General features: G+C 71.7%; 21 protein-coding genes and 1 tRNA gene. 18 read left to right on the top strand and 4 right to left on the bottom strand.

Annotated features, from left to right (window positions below; genetic code table 11):
* Positions 1 to 6 precede the first annotated feature (6 nt).
* Positions 7 to 720 carry a L,D-transpeptidase family protein gene (locus tag DEO23_RS02985; protein ID WP_109274492.1) on the bottom strand — a complete coding sequence of 238 codons (714 nt, stop codon included), beginning with the start codon at positions 718 to 720 and terminating at the stop codon, positions 7 to 9.
* A 168-nt stretch (positions 721 to 888) separates the two neighbouring features.
* Between DEO23_RS02985 and DEO23_RS02990 the strand changes: the two genes are divergently transcribed.
* From DEO23_RS02990 to DEO23_RS03015, 6 genes are all read left to right on the top strand, one after another.
* Positions 889 to 1761 carry a serine hydrolase domain-containing protein gene (locus DEO23_RS02990; RefSeq protein ID WP_109274493.1) on the top strand — a complete coding sequence of 291 codons (873 nt, stop codon included), beginning with the start codon at positions 889 to 891 and terminating at the stop codon, positions 1759 to 1761.
* Positions 1758 to 2579 (top strand): serine hydrolase domain-containing protein, encoded by an 822-nt coding sequence (locus DEO23_RS02995; RefSeq protein ID WP_109274494.1) that lies wholly within the window; start codon positions 1758 to 1760, stop codon positions 2577 to 2579. Before DEO23_RS02990 ends, DEO23_RS02995 begins: the two co-directional genes overlap by 4 nt.
* A 66-nt stretch (positions 2580 to 2645) precedes the next feature.
* On the top strand, positions 2646 to 5792 hold the full coding sequence (locus DEO23_RS03000) for an alpha-mannosidase (protein ID WP_109274495.1): 3147 nt from the start codon (positions 2646 to 2648) through the stop codon (positions 5790 to 5792).
* Complete coding sequence (locus DEO23_RS03005) at positions 5789 to 6196, top strand: DUF3817 domain-containing protein (RefSeq protein WP_109274496.1); 408 nt, start codon at positions 5789 to 5791, stop codon at positions 6194 to 6196. Before DEO23_RS03000 ends, DEO23_RS03005 begins: the two co-directional genes overlap by 4 nt.
* Positions 6197 to 6213: 17 nt before the next feature.
* On the top strand, positions 6214 to 7362 hold the full coding sequence (locus DEO23_RS03010; RefSeq protein WP_109274497.1) for an NAD-dependent epimerase/dehydratase family protein: 1149 nt from the start codon (positions 6214 to 6216) through the stop codon (positions 7360 to 7362).
* A gap of 10 nt (positions 7363 to 7372) precedes the next feature.
* The gene (locus DEO23_RS03015) at positions 7373 to 8500 is read left to right on the top strand and encodes a glycosyltransferase family 4 protein (RefSeq protein ID WP_109274498.1); all 1128 of its coding nucleotides are present in this window, start codon (positions 7373 to 7375) and stop codon (positions 8498 to 8500) included.
* Between the two features lie 87 nt (positions 8501 to 8587).
* Here DEO23_RS03015 and DEO23_RS03020 read toward each other — a convergent pair whose 3' ends face one another.
* A complete protein-coding gene (locus DEO23_RS03020) occupies positions 8588 to 9199 on the bottom strand; it encodes a C40 family peptidase (RefSeq protein ID WP_109274499.1) in 612 nt (203 codons plus the stop codon).
* Positions 9200 to 9541: 342 nt separating this feature from the next.
* Between DEO23_RS03020 and DEO23_RS03025 the strand changes: the two genes are divergently transcribed.
* The 12 genes from DEO23_RS03025 (at position 9542) to DEO23_RS03080 (ending at position 22803) form a co-directional block, all read left to right on the top strand.
* Positions 9542 to 10441: an ABC transporter ATP-binding protein gene (locus DEO23_RS03025; protein ID WP_109274500.1), complete on the top strand. Its 900-nt coding sequence runs from the start codon at positions 9542 to 9544 to the stop codon at positions 10439 to 10441.
* Entirely contained in the window at positions 10438 to 11487 is a 1050-nt protein-coding gene (locus DEO23_RS03030) for an aliphatic sulfonate ABC transporter substrate-binding protein (protein WP_109274501.1), read from the top strand. Before DEO23_RS03025 ends, DEO23_RS03030 begins: the two co-directional genes overlap by 4 nt.
* On the top strand, positions 11484 to 12302 hold the full coding sequence (locus DEO23_RS03035) for an ABC transporter permease (RefSeq protein WP_109274502.1): 819 nt from the start codon (positions 11484 to 11486) through the stop codon (positions 12300 to 12302). The genes DEO23_RS03030 and DEO23_RS03035 overlap by 4 nt, the downstream gene beginning before the upstream one ends.
* Positions 12299 to 14389: an acetate--CoA ligase gene (gene acs / locus DEO23_RS03040; RefSeq protein WP_109274503.1), complete on the top strand. Its 2091-nt coding sequence runs from the start codon at positions 12299 to 12301 to the stop codon at positions 14387 to 14389. The genes DEO23_RS03035 and acs overlap by 4 nt, the downstream gene beginning before the upstream one ends.
* Positions 14390 to 14463: 74 nt before the next feature.
* On the top strand, positions 14464 to 15723 hold the full coding sequence (gene sfnG, locus DEO23_RS03045) for a dimethylsulfone monooxygenase SfnG (RefSeq protein ID WP_109274504.1): 1260 nt from the start codon (positions 14464 to 14466) through the stop codon (positions 15721 to 15723).
* On the top strand, positions 15720 to 17066 hold the full coding sequence (locus tag DEO23_RS03050) for an O-acetylhomoserine aminocarboxypropyltransferase/cysteine synthase family protein (protein ID WP_109274505.1): 1347 nt from the start codon (positions 15720 to 15722) through the stop codon (positions 17064 to 17066). Before sfnG ends, DEO23_RS03050 begins: the two co-directional genes overlap by 4 nt.
* Positions 17063 to 17575, top strand: coding sequence for a CoA-binding protein (locus DEO23_RS03055; protein ID WP_109274506.1), 513 nt, complete (start codon positions 17063 to 17065; stop codon positions 17573 to 17575). Before DEO23_RS03050 ends, DEO23_RS03055 begins: the two co-directional genes overlap by 4 nt.
* Positions 17576 to 17946: 371 nt before the next feature.
* Positions 17947 to 19158, top strand: a complete 1212-nt coding sequence (locus DEO23_RS03060) for a DUF222 domain-containing protein (protein ID WP_109274507.1) — start codon at positions 17947 to 17949, stop codon at positions 19156 to 19158.
* 207 nt (positions 19159 to 19365) lie between these two features.
* A complete protein-coding gene (locus tag DEO23_RS03065) occupies positions 19366 to 19596 on the top strand; it encodes a hypothetical protein (protein ID WP_133249827.1) in 231 nt (76 codons plus the stop codon).
* Positions 19597 to 19640: 44 nt separating this feature from the next.
* Entirely contained in the window at positions 19641 to 21719 is a 2079-nt protein-coding gene (locus DEO23_RS03070; protein WP_109274814.1) for a serine/threonine-protein kinase, read from the top strand.
* A 137-nt stretch (positions 21720 to 21856) separates the two neighbouring features.
* Positions 21857 to 22639, top strand: coding sequence for a DsbA family protein (locus DEO23_RS03075; RefSeq protein WP_109274509.1), 783 nt, complete (start codon positions 21857 to 21859; stop codon positions 22637 to 22639).
* A gap of 92 nt (positions 22640 to 22731) precedes the next feature.
* Positions 22732 to 22803: transfer RNA gene (locus DEO23_RS03080), tRNA-Thr, on the top strand.
* A 31-nt stretch (positions 22804 to 22834) separates the two neighbouring features.
* Here DEO23_RS03080 and DEO23_RS03085 read toward each other — a convergent pair.
* On the bottom strand, positions 22835 to 24319 hold the full coding sequence (locus DEO23_RS03085) for a glyceraldehyde-3-phosphate dehydrogenase (RefSeq protein ID WP_276309430.1): 1485 nt from the start codon (positions 24317 to 24319) through the stop codon (positions 22835 to 22837).
* A gap of 162 nt (positions 24320 to 24481) precedes the next feature.
* Positions 24482 to 25927 carry an XRE family transcriptional regulator gene (locus DEO23_RS03090; RefSeq protein ID WP_109274510.1) on the bottom strand — a complete coding sequence of 482 codons (1446 nt, stop codon included), beginning with the start codon at positions 25925 to 25927 and terminating at the stop codon, positions 24482 to 24484.
* Positions 25928 to 25994 lie beyond the last annotated feature (67 nt).

Below are 25994 nucleotides of genomic sequence, written 5' to 3' on the forward strand. Positions count from 1 at the left end.
CGGCTCTCAGTGCACCAGCACCCGCCGCCCCTTCTTCATCCAGCCCTCCTTCCACAGCATGTCGGTCGCCGCGACGGAGAGGCGTGAGCAGCCGTGGGAGTCGGCGTAGGGCGGGATCGAGGTGGAGCCGTGGATCGCCCAGCCCCGGTCGTAGTACCCCGCGCGGTAGAGGCGGCCCAGCGGCGCGGTCTCCCAGCCGCTGGAGTGGAAGCGCTGCATGGTGTAGTCACCGCTCGGAGTGGTCGCCGTCTTCCAGCGGCCGCCGGAGTAGTAGCGCTTGCCCGAGCCCGTGGAGGTGTTCAGGATGAACTTCAGCTTCCCCGAGCTGATGCAGTAGATCAGCTGCTTCTTCTTGTCGATCTCGAAGGCGGTCCCGGAGGTGATCTTCGGCTTCGGCCTCTTCTTCGCCGCCAGTGCGGCCTTCGACTTCGGGCCGTACACGCCGTCGGCGGTGAGCCCCGCCGCCTTCTGCAGGGCGTAGACGGCCTGCTGGGTGGTGGCCCCGAAGCTGCCGTCGGCGCTCCCGCACCAGTAGCCGACCTTCGCGAGGCTCTTCTGCAGTGAGGTCACCGCGCTGCCGCGTGACCCCTTCTTCAGGACGGTGTCCTTGGCGAGGGCGGGGGCGGTGCCCATCGCCAGGGAGGCGGTGAGGACCGGGGCTCCCACGAGCAGGGTGCGTCGGCCGACGGCGCCCCGGGCGGTTGTGCGATCGATGGTCATCTCTCTTCTCCTCAGGAGAGACGGCGCGGGGGGCCACCGTGTGGCGGGTTCTTCAGGACATGTCCGATCTGCGGACGTGCACAGCCAGCCATACGTCAAGAAAAAGTAAAAGAGGGGTCAAATGCACGTGATGGTCCGAGCGTTCGAGGCCTGTGCGACCCTGGGGCCGTGACCAGTGACGAGACCCGTGACGAGCCCCGCGACACCGTGGACGAACTGCTCGAGGCCTTCGGCTTCCCCTGCGCCCTCGGCGTGACCGATGCGCAGGGCCCGCTCCTGCGCCGCGGCGAGACCTCGCGGGTGCACCCGCTCGCGAGCGTCTCCAAGCCGGTGACGGCGCTCGGCGCGCTGATCGCCCTCGACCGCTCCCTGCTCTCCCTCGACCAGGAGGCCGGGCCCGAGGGGGCGACCGTGCGCCACCTGCTCGCCCACACCGCCGGGTACGCCTTCGACGCCGACACCGTGCTCGCCGCGCCCGGCACCCGCCGCATCTACTCCAACACCGGCTTCGAGGTGCTCGGCCGCGTGCTCGAGGACGCCACCGGCAGCGACCTGCCCGACTGGCTCGAGGGCAGCGTGGTGCAGGGGCTGGGGCTGGTGGACCTCGAGGTCGACGGATCCCCGGCAGCAGGGTTCCGCGGCAGCATCGAGGACCTGCTGGCCCTCGGCCGCGAGCTGCTGCACCCGACCCTGATCGGCGAGGAGCTCTGGCGCGAGGCGACGACCGTGCAGTTCCCGGGACTCGCCGGCGTGGTGCCCGGGTTCGGGCGCCAGCGGGACAACACCTGGGGTCTGGGCCTGGAGATCCGCGATCACAAGTCCCCGCACTGGACGGGGGAGCTCTCGGGGCCGACGAGCTTCGGGCACTTCGGCCAGTCCGGGTCCTTCCTGCTCGTGGACCCCGACCGCGGCCTGTCCGTGAGCTTCCTCGGCGAGGAGCCCTTCGGACCGGTGCACCAGCAGCGCTGGCCCGGGCTCCTGGACGCCGTCCTGGAGCGGGCCGACGCCGGGACGCTCGGAGGGGACGGGGCGCGGGGATGACCCCCGGGCTGGGGGTCCTCGAGGAGTTCCCCTTCGAGGCGGCCGCGATCGTGCTCGGCCCCGAGGGCGTGCGCGCGAGCGCCGGCGACCTCACCCGGTCGCGCCCGCTGCGCTCGGTCACCAAGACCCTCACCGCCTACGCCTGCGCGATCGCCCTCGAGCAGGGCGCGGTGACCCTCGAGGACCAGGCCGGTCCCGAGGGGTCGACCCTGCGCCACCTGCTGTGCCACGCCTCCGGCCTCTTCTACGAGTCCGACCGTGTCCTGCAGCCGCCCGGCCGGCGGCGCCACTACTCCAACCGCGGCATCGACCTCGCCGCCGAGCACGTCGCCTCCGCCGTCGGACGGGACTTCGAGGACTGGGTGCGCGAGCGCGTCACGGGACCCCTCGGCATGGACCGCCTGGAGTGGGCGGGCTCGCCCTCGGTGGGCGCCTCCGCCCCGCTGGAGGACCTCGCCCTGTTCGCCCTCGAGCTGCTGCGGCCCACGCTCGTCGGCCCCGACGTGTTCGCCCGGACGACCACCGCGCAGCTGCCCGAGCTCGCCGGGATCATGCCCGGCTTCGGCAAGCAGGACCCCAACCCCTTCGGCCTCGGCTTCGAGATCCGCGGCCACAAGCACCCGCACTGGACCGCCCTCGCGGGCAGCCCGCGCACCTTCGGCCACTTCGGGATGCTCGGGGTGGCCCTGTGGGTGGACCCCGACGCCGACCTCGCCGCCGTGATCGGCACCGGGCACGAGTTCTGCGACCACCACCGCGTCCTGCTGCCGCGATTGGGCGACGACATCCTCGCCGCATGGGGTCCGTCGGGCCGATAGTCTCGAGGGGATCCCACCCTCCGACCGCATCCGTGCACGCCGTCCGCGCCGCCGAGGAGACACGCCATGCATGACGACACCCGCCTCATCGAGGAGCGGATCCAGCGCTTTTCCCGCGACCATCTCACCGACGCCGGTCGCCGCGAGCAGGTCCCGGTGCGCATCAGCGCCCATGCCCTCCCCGGCGAGCCCGTGCCGCCCGCCCGCGCCATCGCCGCGGACGACTACCGGGACATCGAGGTCGGGCAGAGCTGGGGTCGCGCCTGGTCGACGCTCTGGCTCCACGTCACCGGCACCGTCCCGCCGGGATGGGACCGGCCCGAGGACCTCTGCGAGCTCGTCGTCGATCTCGACTTCACCGACATGCCGGGCTTCCAGGCCGAAGCCCTCGTGTTCACCCCGCAGGCCGAGCCGCTCAAGGCGGTCAACCCCCTGAACTCCTCCCTCGCCCTGCAGGCCGGCCAGGAGATCGACCTCTACCTCGAGTGCGCCGCGAACCCGTCGGTCGCCGGGGGGTGGACCTTCGCGCCGACCGACCTGGGGGATCCGGACACCGTCCCGGAGCGGGAGCTGTACACGATCCGTGCCCTGCACTTGCAGCGCAGCGACCGTCGCGTCCGCGAGCTCGGCCGCGACGTGCGCGCTCTGGCCGGGCTGATGCGCGAGCTGCCCGAGGCGGGCACCCGCCGGGCCGAGATCCTGCGCGGGCTCGAGGCGGCCCTGGACGTCGTCGATCCGGACGACCTGCCGGGAACCGCGGACGCTGCCCGCGAGGTGCTGCGGCCGCTGCTCGCACGACCTGCGCACGACTCGGCGCTGACGGTGATGGCGACCGGTCACGCCCACATCGACTCCGCCTGGCTGTGGCCCGTGCGGGAGACCATCCGCAAGTGCGCGCGCACCTTCTCCAACGCGATCGCCCTGATGGACGCCGAGCCCGACTTCACGTTCTCGGTCTCCTCCGCGCAGCAGTACCTGTGGATGAAGGAGTCCTACCCGGGGCTGTTCGAGAGGATCCGCGAGAAGGTCGCCGAAGGTCGCTTCGTGCCCGTCGGCGGCATGTGGGTCGAGTCCGACACCAACATGCCCGGGTCGGAGGCCATGGCCCGGCAGTTCGTCGCCGGCAAGCGGTTCTTCCTCGAGGAGTTCGGGGTGGAGACCACGCAGACCTGGCTGCCCGATTCCTTCGGGTACTCCGCCGCGCTCCCGCAGATCGCCGCCCTCGCCGGGCAGGACGACTTCCTGACCCAGAAGGTCTCCTGGAACCAGGTCAACACCTTCCCCCACCACACCTTCAGCTGGGAGGGTCTGGACGGCACGAGCGTGTTCACCCACTTCCCTCCCGCCGACACCTACAACGGCACCCTGGAGCCCTCCGAGCTGGCGTTCCTGGAGCGCAACTTCAAGGAGAAGGGACGCTCGGACGTCGCGATCGACCTCTTCGGCTTCGGCGACGGCGGGGGAGGACCGTCCCCCGAGATGATCGCCGCCGGACGTCGCGCCGCCGACCTCGAGGGCTCCCCGAAGGTCGAGTTCGCGGGCCCCGAGCAGTTCTTCGACCGCGCTCGGGACTCCTACCCGGAGCCGCCGGTGTGGGCGGGGGAGCTCTACCTCGAGCTGCACCGCGGCACCTACAGCGCGCAGCTCGCCACCAAGCAGGGCAACCGTCGCAGCGAGGCGCTCCTGCACGAGGCCGAGCACCTCGCGACCCTCGCCGCCCTCCGCGCCGACGAGCTCTACCCCCACGACGCGCTCGAGGAGATCTGGCACGACGCCCTGCTGCTGCAGTTCCACGACATCCTCCCGGGCTCCTCGATCGCCTGGGTCCACCGCGACGCCGAGCGCAACCACGCCTCGATCCGGGAGCGGGCCGAGCGGATCATCGAGACCTCCCTCGCCGCGCTCTCACGGACCGTCGGGCCCGACGACCCGGACACCGGGGAGGACGAGGTGCTGCTGAACACCGCGCCGGTGGTCTCCCGGCGCGGCATCGCGCCCTACAGCGCGGCACCCGCCCCGAGCCGCGGGGAGGGGGTGAGCGTGATGCGCCGGGGTGACCGGGTCGCCCTCGACAACGGGCTGGTGAGCGCGCTGCTGGACGGCCGGGGGGAGATCCTCTCGCTGATCGACGGCGCGAGCGGCCGCGAGGCGATCGCCCCGGGCGATTCCGGTGCCCGGCTCCAGCTGCACCGCGACACCCCCAATGCCTGGGACGCCTGGGACATCGACGCCTTCTACCGCCACGTGGTGCGCGACCTCGACGCCCCGACCAGCGTGGAGGTCGACGAGATCGCCGGCGGCGCCCGCATCACCTACCGCTACACCACGACCGCGCCGGCGGGGTCGAGCGCCGGGGTCACCGGGGCCGGCAGCGAGATCGCCAAGACCTTCGAGCTGCACCCCGGGGACGCCTCCCTGCAGATCACGATCGACCTGGACTGGAAGGAGCGGCGCAAGGCCCTCAAGCTCGGCTTCGGACTGGACCTGCGCGCCCAGGTCATGAGCAGCGAGGTCCAGTTCGGGCACGTGGACCGCCCGATCCCCGTGAACACCTCCTGGGACGCGGCCCGCTTCGAGACCTGCGCCCACCGCTTCGTGCACGTGGCCGAGGGGGAGCGGGGCGTCGCCCTGGCCAACGACTCGACCTACGGCCACGACGTGCTGCGCACGGTGCGCGAGGCCGACGGCGGGACCACCACGACCGTGCGGGCGACCCTGGTGCGCTCCCCGGAGTTCCCGGACCCCGGAGCCGACCACGGCATCTACTCGCTGCGCTTCGCCCTGCGCCCCGGCGCCGACACCGCCGACGCGATCGCCGAGGGCTACCGCACGAACCTCCCCGAGCGCGTCGTGCCGGGGGGCGTCGCACGGGCCGCCGCTCCGCTCGCGCGGATCGAGGGTGCGCCCGGCGTGCTGATCGAGACCGTGAAGCTCGCCGAGGACCGCTCCGGCGACCTCGTGCTGCGCCTGTACGAATCCCACGGCGAACGGGCACGAGCTCGGCTCGTGCTCGACGTGCCCGGCCAGGACGAGCCGAAGGTCGCCGCCGTGGACCTCCTCGAGCGCCCCTTCGGCGAGGACGCCCCCTCGCACCTCGCATCCCTGGTGCGCGACGGCGGGGACGGGACCGAGGAGCGGCGCGGGGCCGGGTCGGCGATCGACCTGGACCTGCGTCCCTTCGAGATCCGCACCCTGCGGGTGGTGCGCGCATGAGCGGCGGGAACAGGGAGATCGCGACCGTGGGCAGGGTCTTCGCGATCGTCGCGTTCGCCGAGGCCGTCACCTGGGCGGGCCTCCTGGTGGGCATGGTGCTGAAGTACGGGCCCGTCGGCACGGAGGCCGGGGTCTGGCTGTTCGGGCGTCTGCACGGCGGCGTCTTCGTCGCCTACGTGGCGGTGGCCCTGGTGGCGGCGGTGCGCCTGCGCTGGCGCTGGTGGGTCGCGCTGCTCGCGCTCGCCTGCTCCGTGCCGCCGCTGGTGACCGTCCCCCTCGAGATCTGGCTGCGGCGCACGGGACGGCTGGACCGCCGTCGCGACGATGTCATCTCCCCGTCACCCGGAGGGCGCCCTTCCCAGGCGGACACCGATACGCTGGAGGATGTCGAGCCCACACCCTGACCAGGAGGTTCCCTGCAATGAAGATCGTCGTCGCCGGCGGAGACGGATTCTGCGGCTGGCCCACTGCCCTCTACCTCTCGCAGAAGGGCCACGAGGTCACCATCGTGGACTCCCTCGTGCGCCGTGAGATCGACACCGAGCTGGGCTCGAACTCGATGACGCCGATCCTCCCGCTCGAGGAGCGCGTGGCCGCCTGGAAGGAGGTCACCGGCAAGGACATCGACGTCGTGATCGGCGATCTCACCGACTACGACGACGTCACCCGGGTGTTCACCGAGAAGCAGCCCGAGGCGTTCGTGCACTTCGCCGAGCACCGCAGCGCCCCCTACTCGATGATCGACCGCGAGCACGCGATCGAGAACCACCGCAACAACGTCGAGGGCACCCTCAACGTGCTGTGGGCGATCAAGGACCACGCGCCCGACTGCCACCTCGTCAAGCTCGGCACGATGGGGGAGTACGGCCAGCCCAACATCGACATCGAGGAGGGGTGGATCGAGATCGAGCACAAGGGCCGGAAGGACCGTCTGCCCTTCCCCAAGGCGCCCGGCTCGTTCTACCACCTCACCAAGGTCCACGACAGCGACAACATCATGTTCGCCTGCCGGATCTGGGGCGTGCGCGCGACCGACCTCAACCAGGGCGTGGTCTACGGCCTCGACACCGACGAGACCCGGCTGGACCCGCGGCTGACCAACCGTTTCGACTACGACGCCGTGTTCGGCACCGCCCTGAACCGCTTCCTGATCCAGGCGGCGATCGGCCACGACCTCACGGTCTACGGGGGCGGCTCGCAGACCCGCGGCTACCTCAACATCGCCGACACCGTGCGCTGCATCGAGATCGCCTGCGAGAACCCCGCCGAGCGCGGCGAGTTCCGGGTGTTCAACCAGTTCACCGAGTCCTTCAGCGTCCAGGACCTCGCCGAGAAGGTCCAGCGCGTGGCCCGGGAGCAGGGCCTCAAGGTCGGCATCGACCACCTCGAGAACCCGCGCGTGGAGAAGTACGACCACTACTACAACGCGGTCAACACGAACCTGCTGGACCTCGGTCTCGAGCCGCACCTGCTGACCGACGAGGTGCTCGAGGAGATCCTGCGGGTGGCCCGCGAGAACGTCGACCGGGTCTCCGACGAGCTCGTGCTGCCCACCGTCACCTGGAAGTGACCCCGGCCGCGTGAAGATCGCGATCGTCACCGAGACGTTCCTGCCGTCGGTCGACGGCGTGGTGACCCGTCTGCGCCACGCCGTCGAGCGCTTCGTGGACCTCGGCCACGAGGTGATGGTGATCGCCCCCGACCTGGGCGTGACCGAGCACCACGGGGCGCGGGTGGTGGGGATGAAGCCGGTCACGCTGCCGTTCTACAAGCATCGTCGCTTCACCCTGCCCAGCCCCACCGTCGACGGGGTGATCCGCGGCTTCCACCCCGACGTGGTCCACGCGGCCCAACCGATCCTGCTGGCCTCCTCGGGGGCCTACGCGGCCCACCGCCAGCGCATCCCCCTGCTCGCGAGCTACCACACGCACATCCCGCGCTACCTCGATCTCTACCGGGCATGGAAGTGGTCCAAGCCCCTGGTCTGGTGGCAGATCAAGCGCAACCACGCCCTGGCCGACGTCAACATCGCGACCTCCCGCACCATGCGCGACGAGCTCGCGGACGAGGGCATCGGGAACCTGCACGTGCTGCGCCGCGGGGTGGACACCGCCCAGTACCACCCCCGCTTCGCCTCCGCGGAGGTGCGCGAGCACCTCTCCGGTGGGCATCCGGAGAAGACGCTGCTGGTGTTCGTCGGCCGGTTGGCGGCGGAGAAGGAGATCCAGCGTCTGCGGCCGATGATGGACCGCCGGGACGACGTCGCGCTCGCGATCGTCGGCGACGGACCCTTCCGCGGGGAGCTCGAGCGGATCTTCGCGGGGACCTCCACCGTCTTCCCCGGCTTCCTCGAGGGGGAGGCGCTCGCGAGCGCCTTCGCGAGCGCCGACGGCTTCGTGTTCCCCTCGGTCACCGAGACCCTGGGCCTGGTGATCCTCGAGGGCATGGCCTCGGGCCTGCCCGTCCTGGCCGCCCGCTCCGGGCCGACGATGGAGCAGGTCACCGACGGGGTCGACGGGCTCCTCTTCGACGCCCGCGACGAGGACAGCCTCGATGCCGCCCTGGACAGGCTCGCCGATGCGGAGCTGAGCGCCTCGATCCGCGAGGCGGCGCGCGCAGAGGCCGAGAAGTACTCCTGGGAGAACGCCTCGGACGACCTGCTGCGGCTGTACGAGCTCGCGATCCAGGAGCACTCCGCGCGGCGGTGACGCAGGAGAACGGCCCGGCCCCGCAGTGCGGGACCGGGCCGGTCGCTGTGGGCGCCGGAGCGCCGTGGCGCCGTGGCGCCGGGGGGATCAGCGGAAGGTGACGAAGCCGCTGGGGGAGCCCCAGATGTCGCGCTCGACGACCTTCTGCTGCGAGCCGGAGGCGTCGATGATCTTGCCGTTGCCGGCGTAGATCGCGACGTGGCCCGGGTAGGTGACGATGTCGCCGGGCTGCGCCTCGGACTCGGAGATCGACGTGCCCTGGGCGGCGATCTCGCTGCTCGTGCGGGGGATGTCGATGCCGGCCTGCTGGTAGGCGTAGGTCACGAGGCCCGAGCAGTCCATGCCGCCGAGGTCGTCGCCGCCCCAGGAGTAGGGGGTGCCGAGGGCGGACTCGGCCGCGCTCATGATCGAGTTGGAGCTGCCGGAGCTCGCCGGGGCCGCGGTCGAGCCCGCGGAGGAGCCGGAGCTGGGCAGCTCGCTGGACTGGCTCGACTGCGTCGACTGCACGGTCGTGGTGCCCTGCTCGCTGGAGCCGGACAGCTCCTGGTCGTTGGCGTTGGCGGCGCCGCCGCTGAGGGCGGTGCCGGCCAGGACGGTGCCGAGCAGCGCGGCGCCGCCGAGGGTGCGGGCGGCGCGGCTGGTGGAGCGCAGGGGGGTGACGGCGCGGCCGGCGGAGCGATGCGTGTTCTGAAGTGCCATGGTGTCGGTGACTTCCTTCCGACCTCGTAGCGAGGATCGTGATGCTGTGCGGGGCAAGCGTCGAGGCCCCGGAGTGTTCTCCGGGGCGCTGCGTCGCGATGTGCATCCACCGTAGGGACGCTCGGCCAGGCACCTGAAGGCGTTTGAGAGAGCCACCGACGAGGGTTGACGGGACTTTGAACCGCCGCGGGGGAGAGGTGACCGAGAGGTGACGCGGATTGACGCTCTCGCGGGGCGTACGCCACATCGACGGCCGGGTCCGTGGGGAACGTGTCGGGGGAATGTGTCGCCCTGTGACATCAGGTTGGCACGCTCCCGCCGGGCCCGCCCATGATGCCGGACATGACCACCACTGTGCCCCTCGACGCCGCCCCCGGACGCGGTGGGCAGGAAGCGCGCGCCCCGCGCGGGTCCACTCCCCGCAGTGCGCTGCGACTGGACGGGGTGGGGCGCGCCTTCGCCGCCCCCGACCCCCGGAGGGGAGAGCCCGTCGACGTCCTGCGCGCCGTCGATCTCGACGTGCCCGGCGGGCAGATCCTCGGCGTCGTCGGCCCCTCGGGGTGCGGCAAGTCGACCCTGCTGCGCCTGGTCGCCGGACTCGACACCCCGAGCGAGGGGACCATCCGCCTGGGCGGGGCCGCGATCCGCGGGACCGACGAGTCCACCGCCGTCGCCTTCCAGGAGCCGCGTCTGCTGCCCTGGCGGACGCTCGCGGCGAACGTGGCCCTCGGGCTGCCCCGCGGCACCTCGAGGACCGAGGGACGCGACCGCGTGCGCCATCTGCTGCAGCTGGTGGGTCTCGAGCACGCCGCCTCCCAGAGGCCCCGGGAGGTCTCCGGCGGCATGGCGCAGCGCGCCTCCCTCGCCCGGGCCCTCGCCCGCGGCCCCGAGGTGCTCCTGCTCGACGAGCCCTTCGGCGCCCTCGACGCCCTCACCCGCCTGCGCATGCAGGACCTGCTGCTCGAGATCCACGCCGCCGAGCCCACCACCGTCCTGGTGGTCACGCACGACGTCGAGGAGGCGCTGTACCTCGCCGATCGCGTCGTGCAGCTGCGCACGCTGCGCGAGGCGGGCGAGGAGGAGGGGTCCCTCGCCCGCGAGATCGAGGTCCCGAGCCCTCGCCCGCGGGACCGCGCCGACCCCGCCCTCGCCGCCCTGCGCGGTGAGCTGCTCGACGGGCTCGGCGTGACCACGCACCACCAGCCAGACGCCCGCCCCACGACGTCCCAGGAGCACTCATGACCCGCCCCCTCGCCACCCGCCGCGCCACGCGCCGAGCCGCCATCGCCCTCGGCGGCGCCCTGCCCCTCGCCCTCGCGGGCTGTGTCGCCGGAGAGGACTCCGAGGGCGCCGGCGCGAAGAAGGCGGGCGGCTCGGGGGACTGGTCCCTCGGTGAGCTCACGATCGACTTCGCGACCTTCAACCCGCTGAGCCTCGTGGTCAAGGATCAGCGCCTCATCGAGAAGGCGCTCGGCGGGGGCGTGAAGGTCACCTGGGTGGAGTCGGCCGGGTCCAACAAGGCCAACGAGTTCCTGCGCTCGGGCTCCGCACAGGTCGCCTCGACGGCGGGCTCCGCCGCACTCCTGGCGCGCGCGAACGGCTCCCCGATCAAGGTCATCGACATCTACTCCCAGCCCGAGTGGTCGGCCCTCGTCGGCCCTCGCGGCACCGACCTGAAGGATCCCGCCGACCTGAAGGGCCGCTCGGTCGCCGCGACCAAGGGCACGGATCCCTACTTCTTCCTGGTGCAGGCGCTCGATTCCGCGGGCCTCGGCGTGAAGGACGTCGAGATCCAGTCGCTCCAGCACGCCGACGGCCGCTCGGCCCTGGACGGCGGCTCCGTGGACGCCTGGGCGGGGCTGGACCCGATCATGGCCGCCGCCGAGGCCGAGAGCGGCGACGAGCTCTTCTACCGCGACGTCGACCTCAACACCTACGGGTTCCTCAACGCGACCGAGGAGTTCATCGAGAACAACGCCGACGTCGCTCAGGTCGTCGTCGACGCCTACGAGAAGGCCCGCGGCTGGGCGCTGGAGCACCTCGAGGGCACCGCGGGCCTGCTGGCGAAGGCCGCCGGGATCGACGAGAAGGTCGCGAGCACCGTGGTCTCCGAGCGCTCGAACCTCGACGTCAGCGGGGTCCCGGGGTCGGACCAGACGAAGGTCCTCGAGCGGATCGCCCCGGTGCTGGGTTCCTCGGGCGACGTCCAGGGAGGGGAGAAGGCGGTCTCCTCGGCCCTCGAGAGCATCGTCCACGACGCGTTCGCGAAGAAGGCCACGGCGAAATGAGCACGACGACGACCCCGGCCCCGTCGACCGGGCGCGGCGAGCGCAGGAGCGCCCACGGAAGAGGTGGTGGGATCCGCCGCCTCGCGCTCGGTGCTGCCGTCCCGCTGCTGCTCCTGGTGGTGTGGCAGGCGGTCACCGCCGCCGGTCTGGTGGCGCCCTATCGCCTGCCCGGACCGCTCGCGGTGCTGAGCGCTGCGGGCGAGCTGCAGCGGGACGGGCAGCTCTGGCTGCAGATCGCGATATCCGTCCAGCGCGTGCTGATCGGGTTCGCGATCGGGGCGGTCGCGGGGCTCGCGGTGGCGGCGCTGGTGGGCCTCAGCCGCACCGCCGACGCCCTGCTCGGCCCGCTGCTGGCGGCCCTGCGCGCGGTACCGTCGCTGGCCTGGGTGCCGCTGCTGATCCTGTGGATGCAGATCGGGGAGACCTCGAAGATCACGCTGATCGCGATCGGCGCGTTCTTCCCCGTGCTCACCACCGTCTCCTCGGGCCTGCGCCACATCGACCCGCAACTGGTCGAGGCCGGTCGCGCCTTCGGGCTGCGCGGGCTCTCACTGCTGCGCACCGTGCAGCTGCCGGCCGCCGTCCCCGCGGTGGTCTCGGGGCTGCGCCTCGCCCTCGCCCAGGCCTGGTTGTTCCTGGTGGCGGCCGAGCTGATCGCCTCGTCGATGGGACTCGGGTACCTGCTCCTGGAGTCCCAGCAGAACGGCCGCGTGGACCGCATCCTGCTGACCATCGTGCTGCTGGCGCTGCTGGGCACCGCATCCAACGCCCTGCTGGGGCTCGTCGAGAAGAAGCTGCTGAGGAGGTGGGCATGAGCCCGTCCGAGACCGCGACCGACCCTGCGAGCGACACCGCGAGCGCACTCGCACCCGAGGCGCGATTGACCGAGGACCGCAGTTACGCCCCGCCGACGGCCCTCGCCGGCACGGCGAACGTCGGCCCGGGGGAGTACGAGCGGGCCGCGGCGGATCCCGTCGGGTTCTGGGAGGAGGCCGCGCACCGACTCGCCTGGCGCACGCCCTGGCACACCGCGCTGGACTGGCAGCCGCCCCGCGAGGACCCCGCCACCGGCGAGCTGAGCGTGCCGACGGTGCGCTGGTTCGAGGGCGGCACGCTCAACGTCGCCGAGAACTGCGTGGACCGCCACGTGCGGGAGGGCCGCGCGGAGAAGGTCGCCCTGTTCGTCGAGGGCGAGCGCGGCGACCGCGAGGCCGTCACCTATGCCGAGCTCCAGCAGCGCGTGTGTCGGACGGCCAACGCGCTCACGGATCTCGGCATCGGCCCCGGCGACCGCGTCGTCGTCTACCTGCCGGTGATCGTGGAGACCGTCGTCATCGCCCTGGCCTGCGCCCGCATCGGTGCCGTCCACTCCCTCGTCTTCGGCGGCTTCAGCGCCGAGGCCGTGCGTTTCCGCCTGCAGGACACCGGAGCGAAGCTCCTGGTCACCTCCGACGGCCAGTTCCGTCGCGGCACGGCCGTCGAGGTCAAGTCCGCGGCCGACGCCGCCGCGGCGAACCTCCCGGACCTCGAGCACGTGCTCGTCGTGCGCAGGACCGGGCAGGACGTCGAGTGGACCGACGGTCGCGACCTGTGGTGGCACGAGGTCGTGGACCCCGCGAGCCCCGAGCACGAGGCCCCCGCCTTCGATGCCGAGCATCCTCTGTTCATCATCTACACCTCCGGGACCACCGGGAAGCCCAAGGGCCTCGTCCACACCTCCGGCGGCTACCTCGCCCACGCCTCCTGGGCGCACTGGGCGCACTTCGACGCGACCGAGGACGACGTCCACTGGTGCACGGCGGATCTGGCCTGGGTCACCGCCCACACCTACGAGATCTACGGACCGCTGGCCAACGGGCTCACCCAGGTGATCTACGAGGGCACCCCGGACACCCCGCACCGGGAGCGCCACCTCGAGATCATCGAGCGCTACGGCGTCACCTGCTACTACACGGCGCCCACCCTGATCCGCACCTTCATGTCCTGGTTCGGGCAGGAGCTGCCGGGCGGCCACGACCTCTCCTCCCTGCGGCTGCTGGGCACCGTGGGGGAGTCCATCAACCCCGAGGCCTGGGTGTGGTTCCGCCGCACCTTCGGGCGCGGGGAGCTGCCGATCGTGGACACCTGGTGGCAGTCGGAGACCGGCGCCGCCATGGTCGCCCCTCTTCCCGGAGCCACCACCCTGAAGCCCGGCTCGGCGACCCGAGCCCTTCCCGGCATCGACGTCGCCGTCGTCGACGAGGCGGGCGAGGAGGTCGAGCCCGGACGCGCCGGAGCCCTGGTGGTGCGTCGGCCCTGGCCCGGCATGGCGCGCACCGTGTGGGGCGACCCCGAGCGCTACCGCGACTCCTACTGGCGTGCCCACGCGGGCCGCGGCGAGCACGGCGGCTACTACCTCGCGGGCGACAGCGCCACGATCGACACCGACGGCTGTCTGTGGGTGCTCGGACGCCTCGACGATGTCGTGAACGTGTCCGGGCACCGCCTCTCCACCATCGAGATCGAGTCCTCCCTGGTCGCCGACCCCGCCGTCGCCGAAGCCGGTGTGGCGGGCGTGTCCGACCCGGTCACCGGCCAGGCCGTCGCCGCCTTCGTCACGCCGAGCGGCTGCGCGGACGATGCGGTGATCGACCCCGATCGCCTGCGTGCCCTGGCACGGCGGGAGATCGGACCGATCGCCAAGCCCCGTCACGTGCTCGAGGTCGGGGACCTGCCCAAGACCCGCTCGGGCAAGATCATGCGGCGTCTGCTGGCCGACCTCGTGCACGCCGAGCGCGACCGCCGGGCGGGGCGCACCCCCGTGCCGCTGGGCGACGTGACCTCGCTGCAGAACCCGGAGGCCGTCGACACCGTCGCCCGGATCCTCGCCGACCTGCCGGAGGACCACCCGATCCTCACCTGAAAGACGCCCCCGACCATCATCGCTACGATCGCCAACGATCCGATCGAGAACGATCCGACCACCAGGAGGTCCCCGTGACCACGACCGCTCCCGTGAGCGCCCTCGAGACGCCGCTGAAGTTCGCCTACTGGGTGCCCAACGTCTCCGGAGGCCTCGTCGTCTCCACCATCGAGCAGCGCACCGACTGGCAGCTGCCCTACAACTCCTCGCTCGCGAAGATCGCCGAGGACTCGGGCTTCGAGTACGCCCTCACCCAGACCCGCTACGCCGCGAGCTACGGCGCCTCCCAGCAGCACGAGGCCTCGGCCTTCAGCCTGGCCCTGCTCGGGGCGACCGAGCGGCTGCGCGTGATCGCCGCCTTCCACCCCGGCATGTGGCACCCGGGCGTGCTCGCCAAGTGGGTGAACACCGCCGACCAGCTCTCGGGCGGCCGCGCGGCGGTCAACATAGTCTCGGGCTGGCTGAAGGACGAGTTCACCGGCTTCGGCCTGCCCTGGCTCGAGCACGACGAGCGCTACGTGCGCACCGAGGAGTTCATCCGCGCCCTGCGCGGCCTGATCACCGAGGACGGTTACTCCCAGGACGGCCAGTACTACACGATCGACGACTTCACGCTCTCCCCGAAGCCGGTCGACGTGCCCGGCCGCGCCCACCCGGAGATCTTCTTCGGCGGGAACTCCACGGCCGCGCAGGGCGTCGCCGGCCGCGTCGCCGACTGGTACTTCTCCAACGGCCGTGACCTCGAGGGGTACGCCGGCAACGTCGAGGGCGTGCGCGCCTCCGCCGAGAAGGCCGGCCGCTCGCCGCGCTTCGGCCTGAACGGCTTCGTGATCGCCCGTGATTCCCGCAAGGAGGCTGAGGAGACCCTGCGCGAGATCGTCGCCAAGGCCCACCGGCCGGCGGTCGAGGGCTTCCAGAAGTCCGTCCAGGAGGCGGGTGCCTCCACGAAGGACGGGAAGGGCATGTGGGCCGACTCCTCCTTCGAGGACCTCGTGCAGTACAACGACGGCTTCAAGACCCGGCTCCTGGGCACCCCCGAGGAGATCGCCGAGCGCATCGTCTCCTACAAGGAGATCGGGGTGAACCTGCTCCTGACCTGCTACCTCAACTTCACCGAGGAGGTCGCCGGCTTCGGGCGCGAGGTGATGCCGATCGTCCGCGAGCTCGAGAAGGACCTGGCGCGCAAGCACGGCACCGAGCTCGACGTCTCGCAGATCCCCGACGTGCCCGGCGTGAGCGCCGAGCAGGCCACCGCGGCGGCCGACGCGACGCTGCCCGCCAGCGGCGCGAACGGTTCGAACGGCGCCGGCGCGGACCAGGAGGACGCCGCGTGAGCGCCTCGGACCAGGAGCGCAGCTTCGGCTTCCGCACCCGGGCCCTCCACGCCGGCGGCACGCCCGATGCCGTCCACGGGGCCCGTGCGGTGCCGATCTACCAGACCACCTCCTACGTCTTCGACGACGCCAACGACGCCGCGACCCTGTTCGCCCTGCAGAAGTACGGCAACATCTACTCGCGGATCGGCAACCCGACCGTCGCGGCCTTCGAGGAGCGCGTGGCGTCCCTCGAGGGAGGGATCGGTGCGGTCGCGACCGCCTCGGGGATGAGCGCGGAGTTCATCACCTTCGCGGCGCTCGCCGGGGCGGGTGACCACATCGTCGCCTCCGCACAGCTCTACGGCGGCACCGTCACCCAGCTCGACGTCACTCTGCGTCGCTTCGGGGTCGAGACCACCTTCGTGCCCTCCTCGGAGGCCGCGGACTACGCGGCGGCGATCCGGCCGGAGACCAAGGCGCTCTACGTCGAGATCATCGGCAACCCCTCGGGGGAGATCGCCGACCTCGCCGCGCTCGCCGAGATCGCCCATGCCGCCGACATCCCGCTGGTCGTCGACGCGACCCTCGCGACGCCGTACCTGGTGCGGCCGCTCGAGCACGGGGCGGACATCGTCCTGCACTCGGCCACCAAGTTCCTGGGCGGGCACGGCACCACCCTCGGCGGCGTCGTCGTCGAGTCGGGCCGCTTCGACTGGGGCAACGGCAAGTTCCCCGCCATGACGGAGCCCGTCGAGAGTTACGGCGGGCTCAGCTGGTGGGCGAACTTCGGCGAGTACGGGTTCCTCACCAAGCTGCGCTCCGAGCAGCTTCGTGACATCGGGCCCTCGCTGAGCGCGCAGTCGGCCTTCCAGCTGCTGCAGGGCGTCGAGACCCTTCCGCAGCGCATCGACGCCCACCTGGCGAACGCGCGCGAGGTCGCCACCTGGCTCGAGCAGGACCCCCGCGTCGCGTACGTGACCTGGGCGGGCCTGGAGAGCCACCCCCACCACGAGCGCGCCGAGCGGTACCTGCCGTTGGGCCCGGGGTCCGTCTTCGCCTTCGGCGTCCATCCGACGGGCGAGTTCGACGACGATGCCGAGCGGGCCACCGCGGCCCGTGAGACCGGTGAGGCGGTGATCGGGAACCTGCGGCTCGCCTCGCACCTGGCGAACATCGGCGATGCGCGCACGCTCGTCATCCATCCGGCGTCCACCACCCACCAGCAGCTCACTCCCGAGCAGCTGCTCGCGGGCGGCGTGGCGCCGGACCTGATCCGCATCTCGGTGGGGCTCGAGGACGCCGAGGACATCATCTGGGACCTCGACCAGGCGATCACGAGTGCGACGGGAGTGGAGCGATGACCGACACCGGTACGAACGGATCCGGGACCCGCAGCTGGCAGGGGCCCTCGGCTCCGGAACGTCTCGGGATCCTGCGGCGCGCCAGGTCGGTCGCGATCGTCGGCGCGTCCGCGAACCCCTCGCGGGCGAGCTACTTCGTGGCGACCTACCTGCTCTCGAGCTCCCCTTACGACGTCTACTTCGTGAACCCGCGGGCCGAGACGATCCTGGGCCGACCGGCCTACGACTCGCTCGCCGACCTGCCGGTGGTGCCGGACATCGTCGATGTCTTCCGTCGCCACGACGACCTGCCGGGGGTCGCCCGTGAGGCGGTCTCCGTCGGTGCGAAGGCTCTCTGGCTCCAGCTCGGCTCCTGGAACGAGGAGGCCGCGCAGATCGCGGAGTCGGCGGGACTGGACGTGGTCATGGACCGATGCCTGAAGATCGAGCACGCGCGATTCCACGGGGGCCTCCATCTGGCCGGTTTCAACACCGGCGAGATCACCTCGCGCAAGCAGAGGATTGCGTGAGGATGAGATTTTCCTGATGAGATAGTGGTGCAGATCCGGTGGCCGGTTCCCCTGAGGGGGAGCCGGCCACTTCTGTGTGGGACTGGGTGCGGCGGGACACGGTGCGAAGACGGGGAACGGTGCAGGCCATAATCGTGCCAGGGCTCCACGTCCGTGGAGGGTGGTCTGTGGAAAAGTGGCCGAAAAGCGATGTCGGATGCGCGTGACTTGCGAATGTCGGTATCGAATGTGGAGAACTCGATAATGTGGAGGATTGGTCGTCCGCGTCTTTATCAACAATCTCGCCGAGAGATGGAGAATGGCGTGTTCCGTGATATTCTGGAGGCAGTTCTCCCGCTGGTGACGACGAGGTCGGAAAGGGGGCGGGGAGGATGCTCCAGGACGATGCGCGCGGCGGCGACGTCCACGCCGACGGCCCTCCGGCACGCGAACCGAGCCCTCGACGCCTGGCGCGGGGCCCGCGGCCCCGCACCCCGATCTCCCGCGACGCGGTCGGCCCGCGGGCGCTCACGGAGGAGGATCCCGAACTCACCGAGGAGCTGCAGGCCCTCTGGGACCTCGGCGTCGAGGAGTCGAGGGCCGCGGTGGTCCAGATGCGCGCCCTCGCCCCGCTGTGGGCCGACCGCGATGCCCCGAACGCCGAGCCACACACCGGGGACGCGGAGGACGCCGAGGTCGCCATCTCCCTGCGCTGCACCATCGCCGGCGCCTATGGCCGGATCCGCGACGCACACGAGGCCGTCACGATCTTCCCCGCCCTCCTCGCCCGGGTCGAGGAGGGCGACCTGCCGATCGACTGGCTGCGGCGCGTGCTGCGACGCACCCGGGAGCTGCCCGTCGAGGACCGTCGGTACGTCGATGAGCTCATGGGGACGTGGGAGTTCGGCGTCACTCCGGAGACCTTCCGCCGGCTGCTCTCCGAACTGGTCTGCTGGCTGAGGTCCCTGCTCGACCTGTCCCCGCTCGAACAGGCCGAGCAGCGCCGCCGCGTGGAGTCGCCGCAGATCGGGGAGGACGGCACGGCCAGCATCAGCATCGTCGGCCCGATCCCCGAGATCACCGCCTTCATGCAGCGTCTCGACGCCGCCGCGGAGACGCTCCAGCGAGCCCAGCGCCGAGCCATCGCCGAGGGGGAGCCCATCCCGTTCGACGACGGGACGCTCGCCGCCGACGGCCGACCCTTCTCGAAGGGGCGCCTGCGCTACGAGACCCTGCGTCACGGCAGCCTCGACGTCGATGGCCTCGAGATCCCGGCAGAGCGGTTCCGCATGCTCATGACCGTCCCTGCCATGACCCTCATGGGCAGCTGCGAGGCACCGGGCATGATCGACGGCCGCCACCCCGTCCCTGCCGAGATGGCCCGGGAGCTTGCTGCCGGTCAGGAGGACTGGTACCGGGTGCTGACCGACCCCGTCACCGGTGCCTTCCTGCCCCTGCCTCCCGAGCGATACACACCGACCCCGGCCATGCTCGAGCACCTGCGGCTGCGGAGCCCCGAGTGCGCCGTCCCCGGCTGCACCCGTTCCACGCGCCACGGTGCGGAGGCCGATCACATCGAGGAGTTCGACCACGAGCACCCCTAGGCAGGCGGTCGCACCTCACTCGATGACCTGCACCTGCTGTGCACCGGCCATCACCAGATCAAGACCGGCCGCGAGATCGACCCGATGCGTCTCGAGGATCCCTCGACCCCGGAGGAGACGCCCCCTGACCCGCCGCCCCGACCTCGTTCGGGTCCCGTGGGAGCCTCCCCACCCTTCCGACTCCCGAGCCGCGCCGTCGACGAGACGGTGCATCATCGCCGTCGGCCGGGGCGGACGCGCTGGGACCTGCGCGGCACAGCGAAGGTCACGGTCCAGGACTCGCGTGACCTCCTCACACCCCTGATCGCCCGGGACCTGCGGCTCGCCTGGGAGCAGCACCTCGCTGCCCCCGCGATCGACGCTGCCTCCGTCGCCGACGCGGTGGTGGAGACCTCCCCCGAGGGCTCGCAGGCGCCCCACCACGACCCGCCCTTCTGAGGAGGATCACAGGCACGGGCAACCGGATCGCTAGCATGGCCACCATGTCCGACGAGCACCCCACCGCCGCCACAGCGCGGCGCGACCCTCGCCTGGTGACGCTGGAGCAGGACTCCGGATACCAGGTGCACGAGCGCATCGGTGCCGGCGGCATGGGCATCGTCTACCGCGCGCACGATGCCGACGGCAACGAGGTCGCGATCAAGCTGCTGCGCCATGACATCGCCGACGACCCCCGTGCCCGCGAGCGCCTCGCCCGGGAGGTCGGCGCCCAGCGCCTCGTGCACAACGACAACATCGTGCGGATCCTCGACGCCGAGCTCGAGTCGGCCGACGCCTTCGTCGTCACCGAGTTCGTCCCCGGCCCGACCCTCGAGGACGCCGTGCGCAGCGTGGGCGGTCTCCATCCCGAGCTGGTGCGTGAACTGGGCATCGTGCTCGCCGAGTCCCTCGAGGACATCCACGCTGCCGGCGTCGTCCACCGTGACCTCAAGCCCTCCAACGTGCTGCTGCGCGGGGCCCGCGACGAGGACCTCCAGGGCTACGACCCCGAGGGGTACGGCCTGGATCCCGTGATCATCGACTTCGGCATCGCCGTCGCCGCCGAGGAATCCCGTCTCACCTCGACGGGCCTGGTCATGGGCACGGCCGCCTACCTCGACCCCGAGGTCATGCGCAGCAACCGCACCGGCGAGACCGGCGACTGGTGGGCGCTGGCCGCGATGCTCGCCTTCGCCGCCACAGGCCGCGAGCCCTTCGGCAGCGGCCGCGCCGACCTCGTGCTGCTGCGTGCCGAGCGCGGGGAGATCGACGTCGACGGAGTGCCCGTCGAGCTCGGTCAGTGGTTCCGGGACGCCCTGCGATCCGAGCCCGAGGACCGTCCGAGCCCCCGTGAGCTGCGCGAACGCCTCGACCGTCTCGACCTCGACCGCTACGCCCACGAAGGTGCGACCGAGGCGATCCCTGCCGGGACCGCCGGCGCGGGAGCCGCGACCGCGGCTGCAGGAGCCGGCGCGGCAGCGGGGTCTGCCGCCGCAGCCGACCCGCCCACCGAAGCCCTGCCGGCCACGGACGGGGAGGACACCCCGCCCGCCGGATCCGACCGCACCGAGGTGCTGTCGGCCGGCCCGCGCACCGACTCCACGCGCCCGCAGGAGACCGGCGCAGCCGGAGCGGCCGCCGCGGATCCCGACCGCACGGAGGCCCTGCCCGCGGCCCGCCAGGATCCGGCCACCGAGGTCATCCCCGTCGCGCAGAACCCCACCAAGGCCATGCCCGTCATTCGGGACGAGGACGAGCCGCAGGGCGGACCGGTGCACCGGCAGCCCGCTCCCGCGCCGGCGCCGGCACCTCAGCAGGAGCCGCCCACAGAACGGATGGCCCCGGTCGCCTCCGCGCCCCCGCAGCAGGCTCAGGACGCGCAGGATTCCCAGCGCATGCAGCCCTGGGCACCGTCGGCCCAGCAGCCCACCGGCAGCGAACAGGCAGGGCAGGGGCTCGCGAACCCGTACGGCGACTGGCAGCAGCCCCCGGCTCCACGTCGCCGCATCATCGTGTGGATCGGCCATCTGATCATCGTCGCGCTCGCGGCGGTGGCCCCGTACGTCTCGCTCGCCCTGCTGCTGGTGTTCGGCGCCCTCGCCCGCACCTGGGAGAAGTCGCACCGCACGGTGCTGGCCCGACGCTCGCGCGGCTCCTCGAGCAGCGGTGCCAGCACGGCGGCCGGCTTCGCCGCGCCCTTCCGCTTCCTGCTCGGACTCGTGGTGACGGCCCTGCAGGCGCTGCTCCCGCTGATCCTGGGCCTGCTGATCGGCCTGGGCGTGGTCGCCGCCTTCGACCTGGTCCAGCACACCCAGCTGCCCGACGCGGTGCCGTTCGCGATCGCGATGGCGGTCACCCTCCTGCTGGTCTGGGTGGGGATCGGCGCACGCACCACGCGCGACGGCGCCCACCGCATCGTCGAGGCCGCGACGCCCGACCTCGTGTGGAGCCTGGTCGTCGGGGTGCTGCTGGTGCTCCTGCTCGGCGCGATCGTCTCGGTGATCGTGGCCCGCGGTGGCGCGACCGACTACATGCCCTTCTACCAGTGGCCGACGATCTCCCAGATCGCCTTCTGGCGCTGAGCGACGCAGACCCCGAGTGACCTCGGCGGCATCCAGGCACGGTTCGAGAAGGCCTCGGTAGACTGCGCGGCGGGTCCCCGCGCGCGGGGCACGCACCCCGACACGACCATGCCGCCGCACGGTGGCGAGGAGGACCGATGGCCGCATCGAACGCCCAGGAACGACGCGAGGCCCAGCGCGACGCGATCCGCAGGCAGCGCGAGGCCGAGCTCAAGCGCCAGCGCAGCATCCGCACCATCGTGATCACGGCGATCGTCGTGGTCGCCCTGCTGATCGCGGCCGGTATCGGCTACCTGGTCTGGAGCGCGAACAAGCCGGAGGGCCCCGCCGCGACACCGAAGGGCACCTCGCAGGAGCAGCCGTACTACTCGCTCGGGGCGCCCAAGGACTCGGGCAAGCCCGTGGTCGAGCTCCACGTCGACTTCATGTGCCCGGTCTGCGGCCAGTTCGAGAAGATCAACGGCAAGGACATCCGCAGCATCGTCGACGACAAGGAGGCGACGGTGCACCTCTACACGCGGCGCTTCCTCGACTCGAACTCGACGACGGGTGACTACTCGACCCGAGCGGCGAACGCCGCCGCCTGCGTGTACAACGACGACCCCGACAACTTCATGGACTTCCAGACCGCGCTGTTCGACAACCAGCCGGGCGAGGGGACGGCCGGCCTGTCCGACGACGAGCTCGCCCAGTACGCGCAGAAGGCCGGAGCCGGCAAGGACGTCGCCAGCTGCATCGACGACGGCACGTACGACCGGTGGGTGCGTGAGGACGTGGACCCGGAGGCGGAGAAGCACGAGAAGGCAGACGATGCCAAGGGCACGCCCTTCATCAAGGTCGACGAGAAGGTCGTCGGCCCCGGGTCGTGGAGCAAGCAGGGCGAGGTCAAGAAGGCCGTCGAGAACGCCGCCAAGGGCTGATCACCCTCGACCGCCTCGGTCACCTCGATCGCGCGTGACGGCTGCGATCCGGTACCCTTTCGGGGTGCCGGATCGCAGTCATCCGCACCTCCGCTGGAGTGGCGCAACGGTAGCGCACCTGTCTTGTAAACAGGTGGTTGCGGGTTCGATTCCCGTCTCCAGCTCTCACGGCCCTCACGGGCCATCGCCCCACCGTCACACCGAGACGCGCCCGCTCCGCACCCGTTCCTTCGCGCGCGCCACCGCCCCCTCCGGGATGCTCGGCAGGCGCCCGCCGGCCATCGACTCCAGGACCCGCACCACCTGACGGCAGTAGCCGTGCTCGTTGTCGTACCAGACGTAGAGCACGGCGTCCCCGCCGCCGTCGGCGATGGTGGCCAGGCCGTCGACGATCCCGGCCTTGCGGGAGCCCAGACCGTCGCTCGAGGCGAACTCGGGGGACTCGATGTAGTCCACCTGCCGGCGCAGCGGCGAGGCGAGCGAGGTCTCGCGCAGGAACGCGTTCAGCTGCTCCCGGTCCATGCTCTGGGCACCCGCACCCAGGCGCAGGTTCAGGACGGCCAGGGAGACGTTCGGGACCGGGACCCTGATCGCGCTGCCGGTGAGCCGGCCAGCGAGCGGCGGGTAGGCGGCCCCCACGGCGCGGGCCGCGCCGGTCTCGGCGATCACCATGTTCAGCGTCGCCGCCCGACCGCGGCGATCTGCCGTGTGGAAGTTGTCGGTGAGGTTCTGGTCGTTCGTGAAGGCGTGGACCGTCTCGACATGTCCCCGCTCCACCCCGCAATGCTCGTGCAGCGCCTTCAGCACGGGTGCCACGGCGTTGGTCGTGCACGAGGCCGCCGCGAGGACGGCGTGATCGCCGATCTCGTCGTCGTTGACGCCGTGCACGATGTTCGGCACGTCGCCCTTGCCCGGTGCGGTCAGCAGGACCCGTCGCACCCCGCGTGAGCGCAGATGCTGTTCGAGGCCCTCGCGGTCGCGCCAGCGCCCCGTGGTGTCCACGACGATCGCCTCGTCGATCCCGTGCTCGGTGTAGTCCACGGCGTCGGGGGAGGGGGACTCGATCACCTGGATCTCGATGCCGTTGGCGACCAGGACACGACGTTCCGCGTCGACGGTGATGGTGCCCTGGAAGGGCCCGTGGACGCTGTCGCGACGCAGCAGGCTCGCGCGCTTGACCAGGTCCTCGTCGCTGCCGGGACGGACCACCACGGCCCGCAGGCGCAGACCGTCGGCGCCCCCGGAGCGGGCGAGCAGGATCCGGGTGAGCAGGCGACCGATGCGCCCGAAGCCGTAGACGACGATGTCCGTCGGCCCTGTCGCCGGGCGGGGCGTGATCCGCGCGAGCTCGCGGTGCAGCAGCTCCTCGGCCCCCTCGTCGGGCCGCTCCCGCCCGAGGGCCAGCAGCGAGGCGAGGTCGACGACGGACGGCGGGACATCGGTCGCGGCGAGGGTCTGCAGGAGGGGGAAGGAGTCCGCGGGGTCGAGCTCGGTGCCGTCGATGTGTCGGGCGAAGCGGTGGGCCTTCAGGATCTGCTGCGCCGAGAGATCGACGAGGCGGCGCCCGTGGATCGTGGTCACCACGTGGTGGGTGCGGTAGAGCGATCCGATGATCGGGATCATCGACTCCGCGAGTGCGAGACGATCGGACCAGTCATCGGATGCGGACGGGAACTGCACGGGGGTTTCTCCTCCTCGAGAGCGGGGGTGGTCACCCCAGCCTCGCGCGACGCGGGCCCGTGTGGGAGTCGTCCCGGCCCAGAATTTCCCCGGTTCTTGCACTGAGGGGAAATCGCGCGCTGCGATCGTGGGCTGCGAGGGGGCCGACCGCCGCGGCGAGGCTCAATCCATCGCGGCGTGGCGCTCGAGGAACTCGAAGACCTCCGTGTCGTCGACTCCGGGGAAACGGCCCGAGGGCAGGGCCGCGAGCACCTGCGCGTGCATGCGGGCGCTCGGCCAGGCCGCCTCGGACCAGCGGGCGGCGAGGTCCGAGGGCGGACGGGAGCAGCACGACTCGTCGGGGCAGGTCGAGACCTGGCGCTCCCGGGTGGCGCGCCCGCGGAACCACTTCGCGTCGTCGAACCCCACCCCGAAGGTGATCGAGAAGGCGCCGTGAGGGCCCGATCCGGTCTGCGTCGAGGACCAGAAGGTGCCCGCCGCGGTGTCGGTGTACTGGTGGGCCTCGGTGGTGCGGTTCTCCTGGTGCCCGGCGCGGCGTGCGATCCACTTGCGGCACACGATCTGGCCCTCGACGGCCCCGGTGACGTCGGTGGGCAGCGGCAGGCCGTCGTTCTCGTAGGCCTTGTGGATCTCGCCGTCGGCCCCCACGCGCAGGAAGTGCACGCGCAGCCCCAGGTGGGTGGTGAGCAGGTTCGTCATCCGCAGGGCGGCCTGCTCGTGGGTGACGCCGAAGGCGTCACGGAAATCCTCCACGGCCAGGTCGCGCCGCTCCTTCGCGTCGGTCAGGAACTCGACGGCCTGCCGCTCCGGCATCAGGCACGAGCCCGCGAAGCAGGCGATCTCGAGGCGCTGGCGCAGGAACTCCTGGTAGGAGGAGGGTGCCGTGTGGCCCAGCACGCGGTGGGCCATCGCCTGCAGGGCCATCGAGCGCAGCCCGTGCCCGCCCGGGATGGAGGAGGGCGGCAGGTAGATCCGCCCGTGCTCGAGATCGGTGATGGTGCGCGTCGAGCGGGGCAGGTCGTCGACGTGCAGCAGGTTGAACCCCAGGTGCTCGGCCATCAGCGCGACCTCGCGGTGCGTGAGCGCGCCGATCTCGTGGCCCACCGCCTCGACGATCTCCGTGGCCGCGGACTCGATGTGGGGCAGGTGGTTGTCCCTCTCGCGCATCCAGCCGCGCAGCTCGGTGTTCGCGCGCCGGGCCTCCTCCGGCGTCGCCGTCGCCTCGCGGGCCTTGCGGTCCAGCTCCTGGAGGGTGCGCACGAGCGCCGCGAGCGCGTCGTGGGGAAGCGTGCGGGAGACACGGACGGCGGGCACGCCGAGAGCGGCGAACTGCGGCCCGCTCTGCAGGCGCTGCAGCTCGAGCTCGAGGGCGGTGCGCGCGTCGGGCGGCTCGTCCGACAGCAGGTCGGTGACATCGACGCCCAGGGCGCCGGCGAAGCTCGGCATCTCGGGGGCGCGCAGGGCCCGTTTCCCGTTCTCGACCAGGGACAGGGTGCTCGCCGTGGTCCCCAGCTGCTCGGCGAGGGCAGCGAGGGTCAGGCCCGCACGGGTGCGGAAGTGGCGGATGCGGGCGCCCATCACCCGGGTTCGGTCGTCCTCGACACGCATGTTTTCACCATACGGGAAGAATCAAGATTCTTCGATGCGCCACGGGGCGTGTCAGGCGGTCCGCAGC

This window comes from Brachybacterium endophyticum, assembly GCF_003130585.1.
In the GTDB taxonomy this organism is placed as follows: domain Bacteria; phylum Actinomycetota; class Actinomycetes; order Actinomycetales; family Dermabacteraceae; genus Brachybacterium; species Brachybacterium endophyticum.